This window comes from Roseivirga sp. (assembly GCF_034669765.1).
Taxonomy (GTDB): domain Bacteria; phylum Bacteroidota; class Bacteroidia; order Cytophagales; family Cyclobacteriaceae; genus Roseivirga.
Genome location: NZ_JAXMOQ010000006.1, coordinates 101,546 through 126,036, shown reverse-complemented (window position 1 = coordinate 126,036; position 24,491 = coordinate 101,546). Strand labels below are relative to the sequence as shown.

General features: G+C 39.0%; 16 protein-coding genes. 13 read left to right on the top strand and 3 right to left on the bottom strand.

Annotated elements, in window-relative coordinates; genetic code table 11:
- Positions 1 to 7 precede the first annotated feature (7 nt).
- Positions 8 to 1,546 (bottom strand): outer membrane protein transport protein, encoded by a 1,539-nt coding sequence (locus VOI17_RS13250; RefSeq protein WP_323757700.1) that lies wholly within the window; start codon positions 1,544 to 1,546, stop codon positions 8 to 10.
- 26 nt (positions 1,547 to 1,572) lie between these two features.
- Entirely contained in the window at positions 1,573 to 3,096 is a 1,524-nt protein-coding gene (locus VOI17_RS13245) for a hypothetical protein (RefSeq protein ID WP_323757699.1), read from the bottom strand.
- 133 nt (positions 3,097 to 3,229) lie between these two features.
- Here VOI17_RS13245 and proS point away from each other — a divergent pair, with 133 nt between their 5' ends.
- Genes proS through floA form a run of 3 tightly spaced genes read left to right on the top strand, consistent with a single transcriptional unit; the run spans position 3,230 to position 6,237 of the window.
- Entirely contained in the window at positions 3,230 to 4,708 is a 1,479-nt protein-coding gene (proS, locus tag VOI17_RS13240; RefSeq protein ID WP_323757698.1) for a proline--tRNA ligase, read from the top strand.
- Between the two features lie 44 nt (positions 4,709 to 4,752).
- Positions 4,753 to 5,229 (top strand): NfeD family protein, encoded by a 477-nt coding sequence (locus VOI17_RS13235; protein WP_323757697.1) that lies wholly within the window; start codon positions 4,753 to 4,755, stop codon positions 5,227 to 5,229.
- A 3-nt stretch (positions 5,230 to 5,232) separates the two neighbouring features.
- On the top strand, positions 5,233 to 6,237 hold the full coding sequence (gene floA, locus VOI17_RS13230) for a flotillin-like protein FloA (protein ID WP_323757696.1): 1,005 nt from the start codon (positions 5,233 to 5,235) through the stop codon (positions 6,235 to 6,237).
- A 55-nt stretch (positions 6,238 to 6,292) separates the two neighbouring features.
- Here the strand turns inward: floA and VOI17_RS13225 are convergent, their stop codons facing one another.
- A complete protein-coding gene (locus tag VOI17_RS13225; protein WP_323757695.1) occupies positions 6,293 to 7,165 on the bottom strand; it encodes a hypothetical protein in 873 nt (290 codons plus the stop codon).
- A 55-nt stretch (positions 7,166 to 7,220) separates the two neighbouring features.
- On the opposite strand from VOI17_RS13225, the gene VOI17_RS13220 reads away from it, so the two are divergent.
- The 10 genes from VOI17_RS13220 to VOI17_RS13175 all read left to right on the top strand — a co-directional run bounded on the left by VOI17_RS13220 (position 7,221) and on the right by VOI17_RS13175 (position 24,316).
- Positions 7,221 to 7,607 carry an FdtA/QdtA family cupin domain-containing protein gene (locus tag VOI17_RS13220; protein WP_323757694.1) on the top strand — a complete coding sequence of 129 codons (387 nt, stop codon included), beginning with the start codon at positions 7,221 to 7,223 and terminating at the stop codon, positions 7,605 to 7,607.
- A complete protein-coding gene (locus VOI17_RS13215) occupies positions 7,604 to 8,539 on the top strand; it encodes a GNAT family N-acetyltransferase (RefSeq protein ID WP_323757693.1) in 936 nt (311 codons plus the stop codon). The genes VOI17_RS13220 and VOI17_RS13215 overlap by 4 nt, the downstream gene beginning before the upstream one ends.
- Positions 8,540 to 8,595: 56 nt before the next feature.
- Positions 8,596 to 9,813, top strand: a complete 1,218-nt coding sequence (locus VOI17_RS13210) for a hypothetical protein (RefSeq protein ID WP_323757692.1) — start codon at positions 8,596 to 8,598, stop codon at positions 9,811 to 9,813.
- Positions 9,810 to 10,736 (top strand): glycosyltransferase, encoded by a 927-nt coding sequence (locus VOI17_RS13205; protein ID WP_323757691.1) that lies wholly within the window; start codon positions 9,810 to 9,812, stop codon positions 10,734 to 10,736. Before VOI17_RS13210 ends, VOI17_RS13205 begins: the two co-directional genes overlap by 4 nt.
- Positions 10,737 to 10,862: 126 nt before the next feature.
- Complete coding sequence (locus tag VOI17_RS13200) at positions 10,863 to 14,309, top strand: pyruvate carboxylase (RefSeq protein WP_323757690.1); 3,447 nt, start codon at positions 10,863 to 10,865, stop codon at positions 14,307 to 14,309.
- Positions 14,310 to 14,495: 186 nt separating this feature from the next.
- On the top strand, positions 14,496 to 16,004 hold the full coding sequence (gene pelF / locus VOI17_RS13195; RefSeq protein WP_323757689.1) for a GT4 family glycosyltransferase PelF: 1,509 nt from the start codon (positions 14,496 to 14,498) through the stop codon (positions 16,002 to 16,004).
- Positions 15,964 to 17,634, top strand: a complete 1,671-nt coding sequence (locus tag VOI17_RS13190; protein ID WP_323757688.1) for a hypothetical protein — start codon at positions 15,964 to 15,966, stop codon at positions 17,632 to 17,634. The genes pelF and VOI17_RS13190 overlap by 41 nt, the downstream gene beginning before the upstream one ends.
- The gene (locus tag VOI17_RS13185; protein ID WP_323757687.1) at positions 17,621 to 18,427 is read left to right on the top strand and encodes an endo alpha-1,4 polygalactosaminidase; all 807 of its coding nucleotides are present in this window, start codon (positions 17,621 to 17,623) and stop codon (positions 18,425 to 18,427) included. Before VOI17_RS13190 ends, VOI17_RS13185 begins: the two co-directional genes overlap by 14 nt.
- Positions 18,428 to 18,513: 86 nt before the next feature.
- Positions 18,514 to 20,412 (top strand): hypothetical protein, encoded by a 1,899-nt coding sequence (locus VOI17_RS13180; RefSeq protein ID WP_323757686.1) that lies wholly within the window; start codon positions 18,514 to 18,516, stop codon positions 20,410 to 20,412.
- Positions 20,413 to 20,467: 55 nt separating this feature from the next.
- Complete coding sequence (locus VOI17_RS13175; protein WP_323757685.1) at positions 20,468 to 24,316, top strand: DUF2194 domain-containing protein; 3,849 nt, start codon at positions 20,468 to 20,470, stop codon at positions 24,314 to 24,316.
- The last annotated feature ends 175 nt before the right edge of the window (positions 24,317 to 24,491 follow it).

The following is a 24,491-nucleotide window of genomic DNA, read 5'->3' as shown; positions in this document are numbered from 1 at the left end:
AATAGACCTAGAAATTCAACCCGAAAGTCAGTTTGGCATTTGTGAAATTGTGCTTGATCGTTGTCAATGGTGAGTCTTCAAGTACCGCCATTCTATAGCTTCTAAATGACTCATCGTATTTGGTATTGACAAGAGCAAAGTCAAAGAAGTATTTGCCCATATTGATTCCTAATCCTCCTGAGACGATCTTTTTTGATCTATCTAAATCTACTCCGTCAAAATTACTCTTGTAAGGGTCGCCATAATTTGCATAACCTACTCTAAACCTGAACATTTCGTAGCGGTATTCCCCGCCTAGTTTGATGTTGGTTACAGAGTTGTAAATGTTTTCAATTGTGGTGTTATCATTTCCAGAAAAGAAATCACTTGACGATACATTTGCGTTCGCATAATTTAAGTGCTCAATATCGGCAGTGATAAAGCCATTTTTGTTGAAGAAAAAGGCCAGCCCAGCGTTAAGCTTTGCAGGTGTTCTTAAATTGAAGGTGGAAACAAATATGTCAGTGGCCGTTTGTAAAGTGTTCAAAACAGTGTCCTCTAATATCAAACGGTTATTCTGATCATCTCTGAAATTTGAAACATCGTAATTGTTCCATTCAGAAGTGTATACATTATCGCCTTCCTCATTGAAACTATAAAAAGTAGGAGAGGTATAAGATAGACCGACTCTTAATACATCTACTGGACGAACAATCGCGCCAATATTGAAGTTCACTCCCGTTCCGTTTAATTCTAGTCTTTCATCAATTGTAAATGAAGAAAGCGGTTCGTTATTGAAGCTTTCAGTATAAATTCTACTGTTCGAATAGTTAGAAGATGTAATCCCCATTCCAGCGCCTAAATATATTTTATCATCAAAATTGGTTCCGTAGGCAATGTTCACTTGATCAGTATAGCCTTTGGTTCTAATTGTTTCGGTTTGTGTTGGGAAACCCAGTACTGGTGAATGATAAAGTGTTTGGTCATTCGGATCGGGGTTGATGATGTAATGATCATATCCAGTTTGAGCAATCCCATTGAGTTCATCAGGAAAAAAACCGTCTGCCTGCTGAAGCATATTGTCGATAATGGAATTATCCCCATTGTAGCCACTTGATAGCACGTTCCTATTAAAGTCGTTGATTCTATTATAGGTGATGGCCAATGAACCACCTCTAAATGAACCTGGGATTAAATCCCCTTTATTGAAATTGATCACTACGCCTAAATTGGCAATGGAGAACTTATTAGCTTCATCCTTATTGGTGCTGCCAAAGGAATCGCCCTCAGTTTGTAATGAAGAGAAGCCTGGGGTGAAAGTAAATTGAGACCTATTGAATACGCCTAGCCCTGCGGGATTATAAATGGCAGAACTAATGTCGCCCCCTAACACCGAGCCTGAACCAGCCAAAGCTGAGAACCGTGCTGTTCCAAAATTCTGCAACTGACTATACCTTAAGGCATCGTTATAATAGCCAAAAGATCCTTGTTGAATCTGTGCCTGAGAGGTTTGAAATAGGCAAACCACGCCAAGGCTTATCATAATAAGCTTTATTCCAAGTTTCATGTTTTGTGAGTTTTTTGTGAGTATTACTAATTACCTCTTCCGCTTCTTGATGAACTACTTTTAGTTGAGCTTGAGCTACTACTATTACCAGATCTGCTGCTAGAACTAGAGCTTCCACTTCTTGAAGAAGAACTGCTAACCGTTCCAGATGATCTACTACTCGAAGATGAGCTGCTATTGCCGCTGCTTCTACCAGAAGAAACTCCGCTACTTCTAGATGAACTAGAAGAAGACCTACCGCTCGAAACGCCTGAGCTTCTGCTGCTACTTGAAGAGCGGCTATAACTTGGTGTAGCTGACCTTGTAGAGCTTGATCTGCTGAATAAGTTACTGTTTGATGAGCTACTTCTTCCTGAAGTAACTCGAGAACTTGATGCTGACCTAGAATCCGCATAAGTTTGAGATCTACTGCTTCTCGCGTTACTACTTCTAACTACGTTTGAGCGTGTTAATCGGCTATCATTTGAAAACTGATAAGCATTAGTGTTTACTCTAGAGCTTCTCGCATTACTAGATGAAGTAGCTGTTGAGCTATTTCTTCCGCCAACTACTTGAAAACCATCTGAACCCGCTGCTCTTGACCCTCTGGCTCCTAAATCACTGGCATATCTTGACGAACGTGTATTAGGCGTTGAGCCATTGATAGCATCAGTTCTAACGCTGCTTACAGAAGTTGAGCTTATCCTACCGCCTCTTGTTATATCTCTGCCATCTCGGTTTATCAAATTTCCATCATTGTTATAGTAATAATTACTGGTGTAATACCTGTTAGGGTTGTAATAAGGTGGGAATCTGTTCCATCTGTCCCAGCCATAAGGAGGGTAACGACCATAGTTAAATGAGCTGTAGTATGGTGAATAGTAACCACCATAGCTCCAGAATGGGTCATATACTGGCGCCCAAAATAGATTTGATGGGCGATAGAAGTTATTTAAACTAACAAATGACATACTTACACCGAAACCATGGTAAAACGAACTTGCTCCAAATAAATCTAGACCAACTCTCGGTACAGTTCCTCCGTTTCTCCTGCTGCCATATCTACCTGATAGGTAGTTGTTCATTCTGAAATCACGGTTTAAATAGTATTGTTCATACCAAGCCAATTGAAATTGGAAATCATTCACCATAAGCTTATTGAAACTCCATTTATCCCAGTCTGTATTCCAATCTAGAGGCAATTCATAGTACTCTAAATTTTCGTTTTCATAGTCATAAATAAAGTCATCGTAGTTCAAGTCTCTGGCTTGCTTAACAATGGGGCCTTCCTCATAATAAACTACTTCTCCATCTTGGCTATTGTTGTATTTACTTACCAATGTAGGATCTACCGATTCGCTTGAATAATCGCCTAACGAAAATGCTTTTTCGTTGGATGACTCAATTTCTTGTGTCGATTCAATAATCGTTGGTTTACTGGTTCTGTCTGCTGATGTAAAGTATACATCATCATACTCTTGGGTAGATTGAAATTGGTTTGGTGAGCATGCAAACACGGTAAGCATGCTAAGTGGTGCCATTAAAATTCGGATGTAGTCTCGTTTTTTCATGATGTTTCCTCCTTGGCTTTTTTAAGTTAACGTGTATTTATCAAAATTGGTCGATAAAATAATCGAATGATATATCTTTGTATCAACTATTTTAACAACCATTAACAAACAAGATTCATACCAAACAACTGATATGAGCAAAGGATTACCAAAAAGAAGTGAAGATTACTCATTGTGGTACAATGAACTGGTAAAAAAAGCAGATTTAGCTGAAAACTCACCCGTTCGTGGTTGCATGGTGATTAAGCCTTATGGCTTTTCCATCTGGGAGAAAATGCAGGCAGAGATTGATCGAATGTTCAAAGAGACAGGGCATGTGAATGCATACTTCCCTCTTTTCATTCCGAAATCATACCTGAGTAAGGAAGCAGATCACGTAGAGGGTTTCGCAAAGGAATGTGCAGTAGTGACTCATTATCGATTGATGAATGACCCGAATGGAAATGGAGTAGTGGTTGATCCCGATGCTAAATTAGAAGAAGAGCTTATTGTGAGACCGACTTCTGAAACAGTGATATGGAGTACTTATAAAAACTGGGTTCAGTCTTATAGAGATTTACCGCTTCTTATTAATCAATGGGCAAATGTTGTTCGTTGGGAAATGCGCACGCGTCTTTTCTTAAGAACAACCGAATTCCTTTGGCAAGAGGGACATACAGCGCATGCTACCAAGCAAGAAGCTATTGACGAGTCTGTGCAAATGATGAACATTTATGCTGAGTTTGCTGAAGAGTTCATGGCGATGCCTGTGGTAAAAGGGATAAAATCCGAAAGCGAAAGGTTTGCGGGTGCTGTAGAAACCTATTGTATCGAAGCTTTGATGCAAGATGGGAAGGCACTTCAAGCTGGAACTTCTCACTTCTTAGGGCAGAATTTCGCAAAGGCTTTCGATGTAAAGTTCGCCACCAAAGAAGGAACTCAAGAATACGTTTGGGGTACTTCGTGGGGAGTGAGCACTAGATTAATCGGAGCACTGATTATGGCGCATTCAGATGATCAAGGCCTGGTGCTTCCTCCAAAATTGGCTCCAATTCAGGTGGTAATTGTACCTATATATAAAGGAGAAGAACAGCTTCAAACCATTTCTGATAAAGTAGCAGAACTAACCAAAGGCTTAAAAGCCAAAGGTATTTCTGTTAAATTCGATAACAGAGATACTTACAAGCCTGGTTTCAAGTTTGCTGAATGGGAATTGAAAGGTGTGCCGGTAAGGTTGGCTATAGGCCCGAAAGACTTAGAGAGCAACACTGTTGAAATTGCCCGAAGAGACACAGGTGTCAAGGAACTTTTCAATTTAGAAAATAACTTGGCGGATAAGGTGGAAGCTTTATTGGACGAAATTCAGAGTTCTATTTATCAAAAGGCATTCGACTTCAGAGCGGAAAATACCACTGAAGTTGATACTTATGATGATTTCAAAAAGGTGCTTGATGGTCAAGGCGGTTTCGTTTCTGCCCATTGGGATGGTACTTCTGAAACGGAAGATAAAATTAAGACAGAGACCAAAGCGACTATCCGTTGTATTCCTTTAGATAGAAAGGAAGAAGTAGGAGTTTGTATCTATTCTGGAAAACCATCAACAGGTCGAGTACTTTTTGCAAAGGCATATTGATGTGAGTAAATAATAGTATATTCGAAAAAGTTTAAACAGAGCTCATGAGCGATTGGATAACAATAATATTACTTGTCGTAATTGGGTTAGCATTAATCTATGTGGAACTGCTTTTTGTTCCCGGGACTACCATTGTTGGAGTTGTAGGTTTTTTGTTGACTTGTGTGGGGGTGTATTTAACCTATGAAAATCACGGGTCAACCGCTGGTAATTATGTACTTGTTGGTTCTTTTGCCGTGTCAGCTATCGCTATTTACTTTAGCTTTAAGTCAAAGGCATGGGAACGCTATTCACTCAAAGGTTCAAATAACACCAAAGTGAATGACGGGTATTCTGAAGGGCTTGTCCTAGAAATGACTGGTGTTGCTATTTCGGATTTGAAACCCATTGGCAAGGCTGAATTTGGAGAGAAGACTTATGAAGTAACTTCTCCAGGCTTTCACATTGAGTCGGGGAGCAAAATTAAGATTACCCATTTAGTGGGTAACCGCATTACAGTAGATTTATTAAATAATAACTAAGATATGCAGGATTACATTGTTTTGATAGCGGTTGGAGCGGGCATAGTTGTCTTCTTCTCCTTTTTTTATTTTGTACCAGTTGGACTCTGGATTACCGCCAGATTCTCTGGTGTAAGAGTGAGTTTATTGGCGTTAGTATTAATGCGAGTAAGAAAAGTGCCGCCAAGAATTATTATTGATTCAATGATTACTGCAACAAAAGCAGGGCTTGAATTGACTACAGATGAATTGGAAACGCACTACTTAGCGGGAGGCCATGTGCCATCAGTAATTAAGGCGTTAATTTCTGCCGACAAAGCAAACATCACATTGGGCTTTAAGCAAGCTACAGCAATTGACCTTGCTGGTAGAGATGTATTTGAAGCAGTTCAGATTTCAGTAAATCCTAAAGTAATAACTACACCTAAAGTGGCAGCTGTGGCAGCCGATGGTATTCAGTTGGTGGCTGTAGCAAGAGTGACAGTGAGAGCGAACATTCAGCAATTGGTGGGTGGAGCTGGTGAAGACACGATCCTAGCTAGAGTAGGGGAAGGTATTGTAACCTCTATTGGTTCTGCGGCTTCACATAAAGAAGTGTTGGCCAATCCAGATAAAATCTCGAAACTAGTATTGAGCCGTGGTTTGGATGCTGGAACTGCATTCGAAATTTTATCTATCGATATTGCCGATGTGGACGTAGGGGTGAACATTGGAGCGATACTTCAAACTGACCAAGCACAAGCCGACTTGAAAGTAGCTGAAGCAAAAGCGGAAGAAAGACGTGCAATGGCCGTGGCCGAAGAGCAAGAAATGAAAGCCAAGTCGCAAGAGGCAAGAGCTAAGGTAATTGAAGCGGAAGCGGAAGTTCCTAGAGCATTGGCTGAAGCATTCAGAAGCGGTCGTTTAGGAGTTATGGATTATTATAAAATGGAAAACATTCAGGCCGATACGGACATGAGAGAATCCATTGCCAATCCAGAACAAAAGGCAACTACACGAAGAAAGCCAGACGATAAGGATAAAAAATAACAATCTCCTTTGAGAAAACAAAAATGGGCTGTCCTTTCGGGCGGCCCATTTTTGTTTATATGCTTATGAGAATAAGCGCTGTAATAGCAAGTACTATCCCTATAATATTCAGTTTGCTAGGGTATTCTCTGAAAATGAAAGCGGCAAAAATTGTTGAGGCAATGATGATTCCGATGTTCAATACAGGATAAAGTACTGCGCCATTATTGTCGAAAGCAGAAAGCGCTTTGATTTGAAAGTAGATTGAAAAATAATTTGGAATACCGAGGTAAAGGCCGCCTATGATGTCTTTTTTGGTCACCTTTATTCTCCTTACCAAAATCAAGATGCTGCCAATAATAAAGGCAGTACCAAAAGTGATTATAGGGTAAATGCCTTCTATATGCGCTTCAATTAGGTTTTGGCTGGCGTAATTTAACCAAGTGTCCAGCGCTCCTCCCAATAAAAATACAGCAAAGGGTAAAGCCACATAGCCAATAGATAATGGTTCTTTTACCTCTAGCGATATCTTTTTCTTCGATACCAAAAAGATGGCTACAAAAGCGGTAACAATACCAATGTAGTTCCAAGCCCCCAGTTCGGAAGTCCCAATTTTAAGAATGAACAAACTAAATAGAACTGGAATGGCAAGTGACATTTTGGTGGCTACTGTAGCCACTGCTAGACCTCTCAATTGAGTGGTTAAGGCCATAAGGTAAAATGTGCCTATAAATAATAAGCCTAATGCTGATGCGCTATAGAACCAAGGTTGATCAAATGCGATATTTGACTTGATATGGCTAAAACCGACATAGATGCTTCCAGTAATTACACAAACCAAATAATTGGTAACAATGGCAGGAAAGGTGTTGATTTTAAATCGTGTAAACGACCTAAATGAGAGGAATACTGCAACATTGCCAAGTATAGCGAGTAGAAGGTAAAGCATACCGCGCGAAGATACAGAATAGATTAATTGTTACTTTAGTGAATAAATAACTGCTGTGAAAAAACCTGAAGTGTATACATTCGATTCGAAACCCGATTTGAGGGGGAATCTTACTTTTTTAGAAGAACTGAAGAGCATTCCTTTTGAAATCAAGCGCGTGTATTGGCTGTATGATTTGCCTGAACAACAAACGAGAGGAGACCATGCACATAAAACAGGTGAACAGGTAATTATTGCCATTAAGGGTAAGATTCAGGTTTTATTAGAGTCGATAAAAGGAGATTTTTTTAATTGCACTTTAGACAAAGCCGACAAGGCACTTTACATACCACCCATGTGGTGGGGTAAAATGATTTTCAGCAAAAACACCATAATGATCGGACTTGCTTCTGATGAGTTCGATGAAAATGATTACATACGAAAACGTTCTGAGTTCAAATGAGAAACCTGAAAGTGGCTGAGGTTTTACCAGAAAACACCAAAAAAGGATTTTCTGAATTGCTTTATACACAGCCTAATTTTCTTGTCGGCAACAATCTATTACCGCAAATTCATTTCTATTTATTCGATCCCGTAGCGGTAATAGGGTTAGGCCATATTGGTTTTTCTTTAGAAGAAGGAACTGTATTCAGTGCCTACCGAGCTCCCTTCGGTGGCTTTGCTTTGGCCGATGATTTGACAAGTACAGAAATCACTTTCTTTATTTTTGAAGTACTGAGAAAACTCAAAGAGCAAGGAGTGACTTCAATTCAAATGAAATTGGCCCCCTATTGTTATTTCGACAATACACTCTTGTTGAAGGAGAACTTGGTTTATGCTGGTTTTGACTTAGAAGAAAAACTGGAATATCAAGCCATTCCGATTAATGATCAAGCTTTTGAGCTTGGATTAGCCTCAATGGAAGTCAGGAAATTAAAAAAATGCCAAGAGGCTGGCTTTGAGTTCAGCAGGCTTCCAAAGCACAAGTTGGCTGATGTATTCGATTTTGTGAAAAACCAACGTCAGGAAAAGGGTTATGAATTTTCAATGGAATGGCCACAAATGAAATTGGCTCAAAAAGTAAACCCTGAAGCATATATTCCCTTTGTTGTGAAAGATGGCGAACGAATCATTGCAGCCACTGTTGGTATTCTGGCTTCCGATCGTGTTCTTTATAATTTCTCTCCCGCACATCATTCTGAATATGACCCGTTGAGTCCCAATGTATTGCTCACAGAAGGGCTTTATGATTTTTGCAGAGCGGAGGGATTAAACTACCTTGATTTAGGTACGTCTTACCTCAACGGTAAGATAAACAAAGGGCTTTGGCAATTTAAGTCGCACTTAGGGGGGCAGAGTTTTTTTAGTTACAGTTTTAGGAAAGCCGTATCTTAGCATTAAATCTTTTGCTGTTGGCGTCTCAATTCTTTAAAAGTTCTCGGTGGTCATTCTTGGCAGTTGTATTTCGCGCCATTGGTGGACTTACTATTAATAAACTCTTTGCCGTTTTCTTCGGCACCAACGGTATCACCCTACTTTCTCACTTTCAGAATCTAACTTCATTATTTACACTGCTCCCTTCAGAAGGAATTAATAGAGCAGTCATGAAACATTGGTCCGACCCTAAAGCCAGTGAAGCGAGCAAACACAAGCTATGGCAAACTGGCTTCTGGATAAGCAACCTGATTTTCATAGTGGTTTTTGCCATGCTCTATTTTTGGTGGAAGGATTACTTTTTTGGTCGATTTGTGGAACATTATAGCGTTGGTCAGTTTCTAACCATTTTTCTGCCCGCAATCTTTTTAATGCTGATGACGGGTTTGCTCAATTCAGTGATTCTTTCTTTTCGTGATGTAAAAGGCTATGCCCTTGTTAGTATTTCTGGAATCCTACTTTTAGTAGCAGTAGTGTTTTGGTCGGTAAATTTGGGAAACCTCGATCAAGCACTGCTCAGTTTTGTGGTGGGTTACGCACTCATGTTTTTTTGTTCGTTGATCTACTTTATTCTGAATAGAAATAAGATCAAACTTTCCATAGGCTTTCCTGATAGCGCTTCACTAAAGAAAATTAGCCAATTTGTACTTATGGCTATCAGTTCCATTGTCTTTGGCAAACTGCTGGATTTCATGGTTCGCGATTATGTAATTGAACTTTATGGTTTAGACCGAACAGGTCTTTGGCAGTCGGTGACAAAAATGTCGAGTAGTTATTTGCTGGTGTTCAGTGGGACAGTAGGTGTTGTGTATTATCCTAAAATGGCCTCACTCATTCATGACGAAGCTGCCTTAAGAAGCTACGTACTCAAAGTGATGGGCTTTGTTGCGTTTGTAACAGTTATTTGTTTGGGTATTTACTATCTAAATAGTGAGTTTTTATTGAATCTGTTCTTTGCCAAAGGTTTTGATAGAGCCGCATACCTGGTTCGGTTTCAAGCTATTGGTGACTTCTTTTGTATTCTTTCTTATCTCTTAGCGTATTTGCTTTCGGCCAGGGTGCAGACCATAAAATACATTGTGGCACAGCTATTCTCGGCACTCATTTATGTGACATTGGTCTATTTACTTATGGGTCGGTTTAATCTGGAAGCACTTACATTGGCTTACTTATGGCGTTATATTGGATTCTTCCTTATCCTCATTCTGTTTAACAGGAAATTCTTATTTAAATGAATCCACTCGTTTCGGTAATATGTATTTCCTATAATCATGCTCCCTATATAAAAGAGGCACTGAACTCTGTTTTTAATCAAGTTCACACTGAAATTGAAGTGATAATTCTGGATGACGGAAGCTCTGATAAAAGCAGGGAAGAAATACAAAAATACATTGAAGAGAAGAGCGAAGTAGTTTTCATTCCCAATACAAAGAATGAAGGCTACACTCGAACTTTCAACAAAGGTTTGGCCTTAGCAAAAGGAAAGTACGTTGTTGATTTCGCTTTAGATGATGTGATGCTCCCTAATTTTTTAAGTGAAAGTGTAAAACGGCTGGAGATTTTGGGTGAAGAATACGGAGTGAGTTTCTCTAATGCGGACTACATCAATTCTGAATGCAAAGTCATCGGTAATCACAACAAAACGTTGTTCGATAAAAAGCTGATTCAAGAAATTCCGCAAGGCGATATTTTTGAAATGGTGCTCAAACGATATTTCATTTGTACGCCAGCCATGGTCATCCGCAAAAGTGTTTTCGATCGAATGGGAGGCTATGATGAAGGCCTATCCTATGAAGATTTTGATTTTTGGCTGCGTTCTTCCCGTCACTATAAGTACACTTTTATAGATGAGGTTTTGATGCAAAAGCGCAAGCTGAAAAGTAGTATGTCAATGGCACGATACAAACACAGAGAGAATGAACACATGCTGTCAGTACTTGCCGTTTGTAGAAAGGCATTTAGCTTGTGCAAAAGCAAATCAGAGTTAGATTCACTTTATGAAAGACTGTCCTACGAACATCGGCAATGCATTCGCTATCAGGTCTTTGATTTAGCTGATCAGTACATTGTTTTGGTGAAGAATATAGGTAGAAGTGTCTTGAAATTACAGTTGGTTGGCCTTTTGATTCGGTTAGGATTTGATAAAGGCCGAGTTTAAAAACTCCATTTTTTATATGTTCTGAACTAGAAGTGTTTTTATGATTCCTCCAAATCATAATGGCGCGTTTATAGCCGATTATCACATATTCTGTTAACTTACCTCTTTAAGAACACCCTTATCTTTATGGAGCTCAAAATCAATAAAATCAAAAAACTATTGGTCGCCAATCGTGGCGAAATTGCCATCCGTGTTTTACGTGCTGCTTCTGAGCTGAAGATCAGAACAGTAGCCATGTATACTTATGAGGATCGCTATTCCTTACATAGGTACAAGGCAGATGAAGCATATCAAATTGGTGAGAATGAAGAGCCTCTAAAGCCATACCTTGATATTCAAGAAATTATTACGCTGGCTAAAAATGAAGGGGTAGATGCGATTCATCCGGGTTATGGTTTTCTTTCAGAGAACGTCCATTTTGTAAGGGCTTGTAAAGAAGCTGGAATCATTTTTATTGGACCTGAGCCTGAGGTGATGGAAAGGCTTGGCGATAAGGTTCAGGCTAAAATAGTAGCTAGAAAAGCCCAAGTACCTTTAATTGAAGACAGTCACGAATCGCTCAATTCATTTGATATCGTCCTAAGGGAAGCTCAAAGAATTGGCTTTCCTGTAATGGTGAAAGCCGCAGCAGGTGGCGGAGGTCGTGGAATGCGTGTGGTGCGTGAAGAAGCCCAATTAGAAAAAGCATTTAACGAAGCAAAAAGTGAAGCCTCAAAAGCTTTTGGTGATGACACCATGTTCCTTGAAAAATTCATCGATAATCCTAAGCACATTGAAGTGCAGATTATGGGTGATAATTACGGCCATTTGGTGCATTTGTATGAACGAGATTGCTCGGTACAACGTAGGTATCAGAAAGTAGTAGAAGTAGCACCTTCCATTAATTTGAGCCAAGCCACTCGCGACAAACTTTATGATTATGCCCTAAGAATTACCAAAGAGGTAAATTATAACAACGTGGGTACGGTTGAATTTTTGGTGGATGCTGATGAGAGTATATTCTTTATTGAAGTCAACCCAAGGGTTCAAGTAGAGCATACCATTACAGAAGAAATTACGGGGATCGACATTGTTCGTTCTCAAATAGAAATAGCGCAAGGGTATCCGCTTTCCGACCCACGAATTTTCATCAAAGATCAATCCGATATACAATGTAATGGCTTTGCCATTCAATGTAGAATTACTACGGAAGATCCCGAAAATGGCTTTAAACCAGATTATGGAACCATTATAGCGTACCGAAGTGCAGGTGGTTTCGGAATCAGGCTCGATGCAGGTAACTGCTATGCTGGAGTAACCATATCGCCATTCTTCGATTCTATGTTGGTGAAGATCTCAGCAAAAGGAAGAACATTGAAGGGGGCTTCACAAAGACTACAAAGGGCACTTTCAGAATTTCGAATAAGAGGCGTTAAAACCAATAAGGGTTTTCTAGAAAACGTACTAAAACACCCAACTTTTTATAATGGCGAGGCAACGGTAAAATTCATAGAATCTCATCCAGAGCTTTTCGAAATGCCGCGGTTTATGAACCGCGCAACACGTCTGCTAAATTATTTGGGAGAAGTAGCGGTAAATGGAAATCCCAACATAAAACGGATCGATCCTTATGTTCATTTTAGAGAACCAAAAGCACCTACAAGCGACAGACTTGCTCCCCACCCAAGAGGAACGAAACAGATATTGACAGAAAGCGGTCCAGATGGCTTGGTGAAATGGATCAAGGGACAAAAGCAGATTTTGTTCACTGATACTACTTTTCGAGATGCGCATCAATCACTTTTGGCCACCCGAATGCGGACTTTGGATATTCTAAAAGTGACTGATGGTTTTGCTAAAAATCATCCTGAGATTTTCTCATTAGAAATGTGGGGGGGAGCTACTTTCGATGTTTCCATGCGGTTTTTACATGAAAATCCTTGGGACAGATTGAAGCTTATTCGCGAAGCAGCACCCAATATTCTAACTCAAATGTTGTTGAGGGGTTCCAATGGGGTGGGTTATACTGCGTATCCCGATAATCTGATTGAACGTTTTGTGGAAAAAACTGCTGAAAACGGCATGGATGTTTTCAGGATTTTTGATTCGCTGAACTGGATTGAGAATATGAAGGTTAGCATTAGAACCGTTCGTGAAAGAACTAGTTCTGTTGCCGAGGCTTGTATTTGCTATACCGGAGATGTGCTGGATGCCAACTCAAAATATAACCTTCAATACTATCTAGATATGGCCAAGGCTTTGGAAGATGAAGGGGCACATATACTTTGTATAAAAGACATGGCAGGTTTATTAAAGCCTGGAGCTGCCACTGCATTGATAACGGCTTTGAAAGAAGCTGTAGATATGCCAATTCATTTGCATACCCATGACACTTCTTCAATGCAAGCCACCACCTATTTTCAAGCCATTGAAGCTGGGGTGGATATTGTTGATGTGGCAGTGGCATCTATGTCTGGTCTTACCTCACAGCCTAACTTTAACTCATTGGTGGCGTGTTTGGAAGGACATGAACGAGATCCTAAAATTAATCTTGCTAAGCTCAACGAATACTCTAACTATTGGGAAGATGTTCGTGAGTATTACTATCCATTCGAGAGTGGTTTAAAAGCGGGCACTGCTGAAGTGTATGATCACGAAATTCCAGGGGGGCAGTATTCTAATTTGCGTCCGCAAGCAACAGCCTTAGGTTTGGAGCATAAGTTTGAAGAAGTAAAAAAGAATTATGCTGTGGTTAACGAGCTGTTTGGTGACATCGTAAAAGTAACACCATCATCCAAAGTGGTGGGGGATATGGCCATTTATATGACTTCGAATAACCTCACGGTCGAAGATGTCATGACCCGTGGCGAATCTCTTTCTTTCCCAGAGTCTGTGGTAAGCTTGTTTAAGGGAGATTTAGGGCAAACGCCTGGAGGTTTTCCTCAGGCATTGTCGAAGATTATTCTTAAAGGAAAAACAGCCTATACTGATCGACCGAATGCGCACTTAGAGCCAGTGGATTTTGAAAAGGACTTTAAACAGTTTCAAACCGATTTTGATCAATACTGCGATGAATTGGACTTCCTGTCTTACAAACTTTACCCTAAAGTATTCAGAGACTTCTATGAGCACTGGCTGACTTATGGAGAAGTACGTCATCTTCCAACAAAAGCTTTCTTTTATGGGTTAAAAGAGAATGAAGAAGTCTTTGTCCAAATAGGAAAGGGCAAGCACATTATTGTGAAAATGTTGCATAAGTCTGAAGCTGATGAAGACGCCATAAGGAAAGTGTATTTTGACCTGAACGGGCAGACTAGAGTCATTGAGGTCAAAGACCTAAATGTGAAAGTGACTAAAGTTGCCCACCGTAAGGCGGTAGCAGAGAATGAAATTGGGTCGCCATTACAAGGGCGATTGGCCGAAATCAAAGTAAAGGAAGGACAAGAGGTAAAGGTCAACGCTGGATTGTTCGTGATTGAGGCAATGAAAATGGAAACTACCGTTTCTGTTCCCAAGGCAGGTAAAGTGAAGAGAATTCACCTACAGCTTGGAACAATGCTAGACCAAGAAGACTTGGTGATAGAAATGGAGTAGCTAGGTCAAGATGGCCGATTAAATAGTTTTATACCAAAATATGTACTTTTATAATAGGGTTGGGGAAATAGCTTTAAGTTATTCCGTCAGTTTATTATGTTATTTTTGCAACAAAATATTTATTCAACCTGTTCATCTCTTTTTTGGAAAAGTGGATTTACAGGGAATGAAATCTTTCAAACCTATATGCCCATTAAGAAGAAGGAAAAAATCAATGTACTGTTAATTTCAGAAGGTACCTATCCGTTTTACGGTGGTGGGATTTCTACTTGGAGTCACATGCTCTGTGACAGGGTTTCGAATGTGGATTTCACTCTTTATTCTATCAATGCAGGATTTGAAAAAGAACCCATTTTTGAGTTGAGTGAAAATGTAAAAAAGATAATTCAAGTTCCCCTTTGGGCACCAGACGAACCTCAGGATTATTTGAGTTTTAGTAAGGAATATTATAAGGTAGTGAGTAAAAAGGAGAATACTTCTCCTCAAGCTATTGAAGAGCACTTTGTCACGGTTTTTAGAAAATTTCTTGACCTGCTATACAGCGGTTCTGAGGATATGGAAGCCTTGGATTTCGTATTCAGAAGTATGTGGGAATACTTTAAGGACTACGATTACAAAGAGACCCTAAAAAGTGAAGAGGTTTGGAGTGTTTTTCAGGAAGCGGCTATTCAAGAGGCTGATAATAACGGCATAGATGCTACCCTCTTTGATTTGACTGTTGGTTTACGTTGGTTATATAGATTCTTGATCCCTTTTTCTATTCCAATCGAAAAAGTAGATGTCTCACATATTACGCTTTCAGGCTTTCCATTAATTCCAGCCCTAGTTTCAAAATACAGATATGGTACTCCACTGATTATTACCGAACATGGTGTTTATGTAAGAGAGCGCTTGTTGTACATCAATCGTTCTGACTACTCTTATTTTATAAAAGTTTTTTTAATAAAGCTAACAGAATGTATTACTCGACTTTCCTATTACAAGGCGGATAAAATACTCTCTGTAAATAAGTTCAATATCACTTGGGAATTGATGTATGGGGCTGATAGAGAGAAAATTGAGATCACCTACAATGGTGTGGACCATGAGAGGTTTGTGCCTAGAGAAAAACCAGAGCATTTGAGAGGTATTCCCACAGTAGTAGCTGTTGCCAGGATATTTGAGCTTAAGGATGTACTTACCATGATTCGTTCTTGCGCTGTGGTAATGAAAACGATACCAGATGTTCAATATTTGGTTTATGGGGATAAGAATGCCGTGCCAGAGTATACTGAAGAATGTGAGGCATTGATCGAAGAATTGAGTTTGGAAAACAACTTCTTTTTAAAGGGGTTTCACAGTCAGCCGCATCTGATTTTTAGTGAAGGAGATATTTCAATTCTTACTTCCATTTCTGAAGGCTTTCCATTTACGGTGCTTGAGTCAATGAGTTGTGGTATTCCAGTTGTAGCTACTGACGTTGGAGGAGTTAGCGAAGCAATTGATGAAGCATCGGGTTTTGTATGTAAACCGAGGGACCCTGAGGCCATTGGATCCAAGGTGATTGAATTGTTGACCAATGACGAATTGAGAGATGAAATGGGGAGAAATGCCCGTCAACGTGTGATAGATAATTTTACGCTAGACATTTTCATTGAGTCTTATGAGAATATCTATGAATCAGTTTACACAAAGAACTCAAAAAAGAAAGGTTAGACTTGATGGCAGTGATTTGATGAAGGAGTTTGAAAATAAAATAGAGCAATTAGGCTTGGACGTTTACGATAAGGTGGGAAAGCCTGTGAATGTAAATGTGGTCAGGGCTATGCTCGAATCTATGGGCATAAGAGCCATTGATGTAGAATTAGACTATGGTGTGACTAATTTACAGGAATTGGCAAAAATGGTTTATGCCCAAATTACCAACTCAGATTTTCTGGCCATTCACCCAAGTACACTCAAAGTTAACGAGCAGTTTAAAAGTGAGATTACTTCAGCATCGGATTACCTTCGAATCAAAACAAAATATTTCTTTTACTACTACCCTTTAGGGCTTTTTCATGGTCTTCCTGTTTTTATGCAAATCCTGACCATTATTCTTTTTGGATATTCTTTATGGACTTACGTAGGCTTCAATCAATTACAATCAACCGCTGTGGTGCTTGGGGTTATTTTTGGACTAGTGGGTACTGGGGGATTTGTACAGGTTCTTGGCCGGCAGATATCGCATTACTGGTTCAATAATGATTTTGTAATGGCCAGAAAAAGTACCATCAAGGTCATTAAGGATGGATTATTGTTTATGTCGGTACTTAGTGTGCTGTTGCTAGTGGTTAACTTCTTTGCTAATATTTACCCCTATCGCTTTCTCTATATTGTATACATCTATTCCTTCTCCATTGGTGTTCTACTATTGATTTCAGCTGTGTTCCACCCGTTAAAACAAAGATGGATGATAACAATAGCATTTTCAGTTGCTACTGGAATAGCCCTTTGCTTGAAACTCTTTACTAACCTTGGTACCTATTTCACCCACTGGATAGGCATTTGGGTAGCCATTATATTATTGGTAACTTATTTGAATTATTTCTTCAACAAGAAGGTGAAAGCTACAAAAAACGTGACCAGGGCCACCTCCAAAACAGTGGTGATGATTTACCGTAATTACCGCTATTTTTTTTATGGCCTGCTTTTCTTCGTGTTTATTTTTATCGATCGAATTTTAGCATGGTCTACCTCTGCCGATGGATTGTTGCCATATGCGGTGTATTATGAAAAGAATTATGAGGTTGGCATGGATATCGCAATTCTAATTTTCTTTCTATTGGTCGGAGTATTAGAATTTAGTATAGCCTCTTTTAGTACATTGAGTGATTTGTTACAAAAACAGATTCCTTACAACCAGCCTGAACTATTTAACCGTAAGTCATTGGCAACATATTGGCAGCATGTACAAATACTTTTAATCACAGGTGTAGTAATGGTTACATTGCTCTATACGGTGATATGGGTATGGTTTGGGTATGAAAAGGCATTTGATCAGGCTTTGAGTGCTATAAGCATTAGAGTAAGTGTTTTGGGTGGTTTGGGCTACATTCTGTTGGCCTGGGGTATGCTGAACTCACTTTATCTATTTACACTAAATAAGCCTACTAAACCTTTAAAGGCAATTATGATTGCTAGCGTTGTGAATTTAGTAGTTGGACTCTTTATGAGCAGACTTGTTTCTTATGAGTATAGTGTGGTAGGAATGCTGATTGGTTCAACAGTCTTCATGCTTTTGACCTTAAAGTCGGTTACTGAGTTTTTTAAAAATCTAGACTACTATTATTATGCGGCTTATTAAAACGATACTACTGACTATGGCTTTGTTCTCATTCTCGGGGCTATTCGCTCAAAAGGTTCAGCCTAGTACTGTCCTTATTTGCTATGGAAAAGTTAATCCTGATCAAATAAAAGGGTATAAGTATGTGATTTTAGAGTCCGAACACTATACCGCCTTCGATGTAAAACTGATCAAAGAAAACAATGAGAGCGTAATAGGATATATAAGCTTGGGCGAAGTTAGCGGTAGCCGTTTTTATTATGATGCATTAAAGGGAAATACACTTGGTAAGAATGAAATCTGGGGCAGCTATTACTTAAACCTTAGAGATGAGACTACACAGAATGTATTGATCAGCTTTGTTGATAAAATGGTAAAAAAAGGGTTTGATGGCTTGTTTTTGGATACCGTAGACACTTTTGCGGAATGGGGTCCTTATCCCAATATGGGCCCCGACTTGGTTAATTTATTGAGGTTGATCAAAGATAAATATCCAAAAATACACCTAATGCAGAATGCTGGGCTTTCCCTAATCTCAAAATCGGCCAAGTACATTGATTCAATAGCGATCGAATCAGTTGCCACTAATTATTCATTCGATAATTCGGAATACCGCATGCACAGATGGCATGAGTTCTATAAAAGGGTAGAAGAGTTACAAGAGATTAGAAAGAAATATCAATTACCTATAATACTTATAGAATATGCAGATAGTGAGAAACTTTATAAGAAAGTAAAGCAACAAATAGCCCCATTAAAGTGGGATTATTTTATAGGTACCATTGGTTTACAAAGCATACCAAAATTTAAATAGGAATATAGGAGATGAACATTCCATATACCGACTCCATATTTACGGGCCTCATTAGGTTGTTCCTTTGGATTCTTTTCCTGTATATAATGAAGCGTCTTTTTTTTAAAGGGAAAGGTTCTAAGAATCAAATCAACTCCATGGCTGGAATGTGGTCTTTCTTTGCCAGTGTCGTTGTCGTAGGAGTTTTCCTTCTGGTTCAAATCAATGGCTATGATCTAATGACTTGCCTTTTTATTATAGTTATCTTTTTTGGGGTTAAGCTAGTTGGAATTCAGAATGTGCTTTCCAATTCAGCTCTATTTAGGCGCCAAAGGAAAATGATTCTGTTGAATGTTTTAGAGAAAGCAGAGGACAAAGAGCCATTGATTGATATTGTTGAAGACAAGCCTACAAAGAGGCTGTCTATTAACTTCCCTTTTGTAATAATGGCCCTCACTGGTTTTGTTGCGATGGCGGTGAGGTTTTACTTGCTCAAGTATGACAACTATCAACTCTCTGAATCATGGTTTAATGAACTCACTATACTTAAGGGAGTTTCACAACAAAATTGGTTGAGTAACGATACGGGAGTAGTTGGGCAATATGCCCTAATGACTTTCTATGAAAAAATGACGGGCATCAGTCCCGAAATTACTCTTGAATCATTCGGAATTCTTCAGGCTTTTATTTTAAGCTTCATTATTTTCTGGTTTATGAATACTATAACGGGGTCTAAGATTACCGTTCCATTAATGACCACTTTGAGCTTCGCTTTTTTCTTTAACCTTGTACCAATTAATCTTTCCCAAATCACCCATGGGAAAGAAACGTTAATGGCACTTACGTTGGTCTTGCCTGCCATGGTTTATATCCTTAAACCTTGGTTGCTTTATGGTAAATCTCCCAAAAACTATCGTTATAAAATCTTTGTGATTTTCACAGCCATTGCGTTGATCGATGTCTATTCCCTTATTGTCCTAATTCCTCCATTTTTTTTGGTGGCTCCTTTTTTTATTAGTAAGAAACGCATGCGTTTTTACTGGCTTGCACTCAAGGCATACCTGTTGGCAACAGGTATTGTGTTGGGGGGTTATGCCTTTTATTTATATCAGGAAGGTGCTGATTTTCTTCAGTTTATTATATCTAATCTCTTGTCGGTAACTTCTTCTACCTATACAAGTAATATGATGCTTCCATATGACGATCTAATGAGGGTTGTCCAGATTATTTCCTTGGTTGCTGTTTTGGTAATGTTTCTAATGATGAAAAGCAAGAATGACAAATGGGCAAGCTTAATTGCTTTTATCGCCTATGTGAACGTTCTAATTCTTATCAGTTTTCAGAATTACAGGTATTTTGATCATGATCTGTTAAATGAAATATTACCAGTATTTATATCTATCGTTTTGGGGATCGCTTTTTATTTGATCATGTATTTATTTGTGACCCAGGTGAAAAAGGTGTTTATGCCAGAGGGCTTTGCTGTTATACTGATTTTTGTGATTTTTGCCTCAGCGGCTTTCTTTGGTCAAAAGAATCTTTTCAGTAAGGAAGAACCTACTTCTAGGTTATCAAAAAATATAATTGCGGCCTATCAAGAAATTTCATCCGGCTTTTTACCCTATTCTTATGCGGTAGTAAATAGCAATACACTCCGACCGCTCAGTACCGATTCGCATAATTTTCTGACTTATCGTGATTTTCTTGGTGAATATGCTGTTCGTGATTCTGTCTATTTTGCTAATAAGGAGGATAAAGAATTTTTGAGGGCGAATACCCAGTATATCGTTCCAAACAGTCTCCTCGTTTTTATTTATGATATAACAAATGAAGACGATTTTATTCAATTTGCTGTGTATTTGGATTTGACCGATGAAGTAACTGAGCGGATGAATAAACTAAGAGGAAAAGGAAGAACCATTAGAGTGTTTTTTCAGAAAGGAGACCTTACCGTTTACGAAATTGTAAACAATCCGGGCGAGGCAAGAATTAACGAATTACTATAGTTTGAATTACGGAAGTAGCAGATATGGCCTAAAGGTATTATTGATCATAATGTTCATGATCACTCTTGTTGGGTGTGGTGACTTTAAAGATAAAGAAAGTAAGAAAGAGTTGGAGGAATCACCAACTGAATTTAATCCCATCATCGAGCCTTTAGTGGTATTTATCCATTTGGCAGGAAGTGAGCTTAGCGACTCTTACTCAGGCCATATTGGAAAAGTTATGGACTATACAAAAATACCCTTTAAGGAGGTGAGTTTAAGGAGCTTTAATAATGCCCCTACTTTCAAATCTACTCCTAAAGTGATTTTGATTGATGGTACAGGGACGGGGCAGTTAAATGAGAAGGCAATTGATTACTTGGTTGGATTTGTTGGACAAGGTGGCACACTTATTTTCACGAGCGCCAATGAAGATCAGAGAATGGGATACTTATCAGGTTTGAAACAAGATGCTACTTTTGCCTATGATTTGGAAGCTAAGGGTTTTGATTTTGTTAAGAATGTGCTTCCAGGCTTGGGTAGTGTTAAATTATACATCAATAGGAACCATACTTCATTAGCCAAGGAAAATTTTAAACCTAATGTAAATGTATTGGCCACGGCAATTAGCGATAGAGGTTTACCTATTATTATGGAAAATATGGTTGGCAATGGCAAGGTTATAAACTTTAATACAACCATCAAACTAGAAAGATCAGATAGGGGGTTGTTGTTTGCTGCGATTTTGAGTGGATTAGAAGGGGTGCCTTATCCAATTGTGAACACGAGTACTATTTTTATTGATGACTTCCCTACTCCTACTTATGGCATTAAGTCAGAGCCCATTAAGTCAGAATTCGATCTTACTCAGGCAGAATATGTCACAAATGTTTGGTGGCCGGATATGATCAAAGTGTCAAAAAGGTTCGGTATAGCGTACTCAGCTTATCCCACTTTTAATTTCAACGAAATAAAAAGCCCACCTTTTCTTTTCAATGAGTGGGATGCACAAAAAACAATACGTAATGGTAAGCAATTGAGTGCTTCAGTATGGATGAGCAAAGAAGTTCTTAAGAATGAATTTGAACTTGGAATTCATGGGTATAATCATGAATCTCTTATGAAAGAGATTTGGGACAATCCAGAAAACATAGATGCAGCATTTAAGGCTACAAGAAAAAAATGGACGGTAGACCGTTTTGGTAAATACCCCAAAAGTTATGTGGCACCGTCTAATTATATTGATAGCATGGGCTTAGTACACCTAAAAAGAGTTATGCCTGAGATAGAGTTCATGAGTACAACCTATGGAGGAGAGCTAATAGAAGGAGGAGGAAGAGATTTTGATCCAGATCCCTTTGAGCCTGGCCTTTTTGATTACCCAAGAATAACTAGTGGATATGTATTTACCGATAGAGAGGAGTATTTCCATCAGTCGCTTTACTTGTATACTGGTATTTGGACTCATTTTATTCACCCAGATGATGTGTTTCAGCTGCCAACTGAGAATAATAATTCAGCAGGTGAATTTGATTATAGGAATCGGGATGGTCTAAACTGGTATAAAGCTAAAGGGGATAAACAGGGGATGCTCTCTTATTGGACAGACTATTTGCAAAAAGTGAAGACGATACATCCTACCACAAGATTTCTTACCGCTACAGAAGGAGGAACAATTACTAGAAACTGGAGAAATTCTGATTATGAATATGGCAAAAGTGGGGATTTTTATTCCGTAAGAAAAAGTAGTGCCAACAACTGGAATGACAAAGAATTCTACTGGTTTGTTTTTGCCAAAGAGGAAAATGCAGATGCTATGGAAAATGCTTTTTCAAATGTGGTAGATACCTATACCAAGACGGCTCTCTTTGGAGGAACTTTGTTCACCCTTAAAACCCCAAAACCTGAACTATTATTTGAAGATATAAAATGGAAACAAGATCCCTTGTTTGATCTATCAGAGGTGAAGGCGATGGTAACGGAAGACTACCAGAACTATGTACTAGAAAGGGCAGCCATAGCCAGTGGTTATTTGGCTGAAGATAATGAACAAGGAATCTTAGAAGAGGAGGTTTTAGCCCAAATGACAACAGCTGAGGACTCGGTGGCTTGGTTTGTGGCTAATGACCAATTGGGTTTAGCAACGAACATATTGCGAAAAGAACTAATGAGGGGAGATGTACAAGATACCAGTATTTTCAATAAGTATGTTTTGTACAAGGGTTATCAAGATCGGTCTATGGATGTTTGGACTTTTATGGAAGAGATCTACCAAGACCGATCGGAATCTTTGGCCTTGGGTTATTTAAGTTTGTATTTAAAGAAAGAGGCATTTCCGAATGAAGAACTTACAGAGAGATGGCTGTATAGAAGAATCTTTTTTAATATTCATGATGAGGCCGCTATTAAGGATTACTTCACCTTCTTTTACTCAACAGAGTATAATCCACAAATCAAGGAGGTGCTGGCTCATTTAAATGACAAAAATCCAACGCCTGAGAATTACGCTCGATATATTCAGTACATTATAGATTTTGAACCTGTGCTACTTACGGGTGAGCTATTGGGCAAGAACCCGGAAGAGCTTCCTTTGCTTTGGCCAAAAGCAACCACAATTGCCTACACATATTCAGATGAAAGCAGGATTCAAGAAGCATTGTTATGGTCTGATTATTCAGATGAAATCCCAATGATTACAGTGTTACAATGGTGGATTGAACTGGAGGCCTTCAATAAAATGGAAAGTGTTTATCATGAATACATTGTAGAGCACCCAGAAGATCAAGCGGTAAAGGCTTTTGTGAGTTCAGCTTGGTATGACATTGGTGAATATGAAAGGTCAGCTTTAGTGGCCAATCAATTACCAGAGGGCAATGAAAAGAAGATTGAAATTGAAAAACGCTTTAATCCAGATGTGATTTACTTCGATGCAGATATTCAGAAATTCCTGATCGATAGAACACCTGAGCTTTTTAGTGCTGAAACACTTCATACCCTAAAGAAAGAATTGCGCTATAATGAAAATAACTCCATTGAGGTGAACACTGCTTATATGGAGGATAACTTCAGCCAGTCGGTGTGGGAAAGTGATGCTACTTTTAATTTAAGGACAGAACAAGGAAGACAGCATAGTTTCTCCATTACGCATTCGAGTGTATCGGATTTAGTGCTGACAGATATTGATCCACAGAATTTAGCGCATGAACTTTACGGGTTACGATACCGCTTTCAAACCGCAAACATCCCGACAAAGCCATTCTTCAGTTTCAGTGCTGGTTTACAACAGGATAATTTCAATAAAATGTTTGTGGGTTTTGGAGCAAGTATTTCTAAATCCAAGGAGAACGTATTTAAGTCGTTGAGCTTAGACTTTGCGCCAGTCAAAACAGGCGTAGGTATTTCAAAAGAGGTGTATAAGTCTGAAATGATTGGCTATTACGAGCGCGGTTCAACCAAGTTTTGGCAGTCGAGCTTTGTGTTTCTGGGTAGCCACTATACCAACGGGGGGCTGGAAGCGGCATTGACTTCTCGTTTGTATGCCAATTTAAAAAGAGAAGAAAAATCAAGGTTCTCACCTTTTGCTGAATTGTTTGTGTCTGCCGCCAATAGAAATCAGGAAAATGGGAATCCATATTGGATTATCGACAGTAGACTATACGGTGGCGGTGGCTTTGCTTGGACTTATGGAAAGAATGAACGAAAACTGAAGGCTAGGATTGAGTCAGGCTATTTCTTCGATAGTTATGTTGATGGATTTTTACGAGTTACTGGTAACCTGTCATTCCCAATTAAAGAGTACACCTTTGTTACTGGCCAATTCGAGCTATTTAATCAGTCACTTTATTATTCAAATAGCCTCCAGATCGGCTTCAAGCATTTCTTGGATCGGAAAAGAAAATACACTTATAAGCAAAGGCCTTATTAACCGCATACTGAACACTCCCTTAGTGAATAGGAGTAGATAGCATTTTTCATTATTGGGTTGCTTTAGACCCTGTGGTTTTAAAACTCCTTTCTCACTAAGAATGGAATGATGAAAGAAAAACGGGCTTTGATCAATGTTAGATCAAAGCCTATTTTGACTTGTTAAGTGAGGTAAG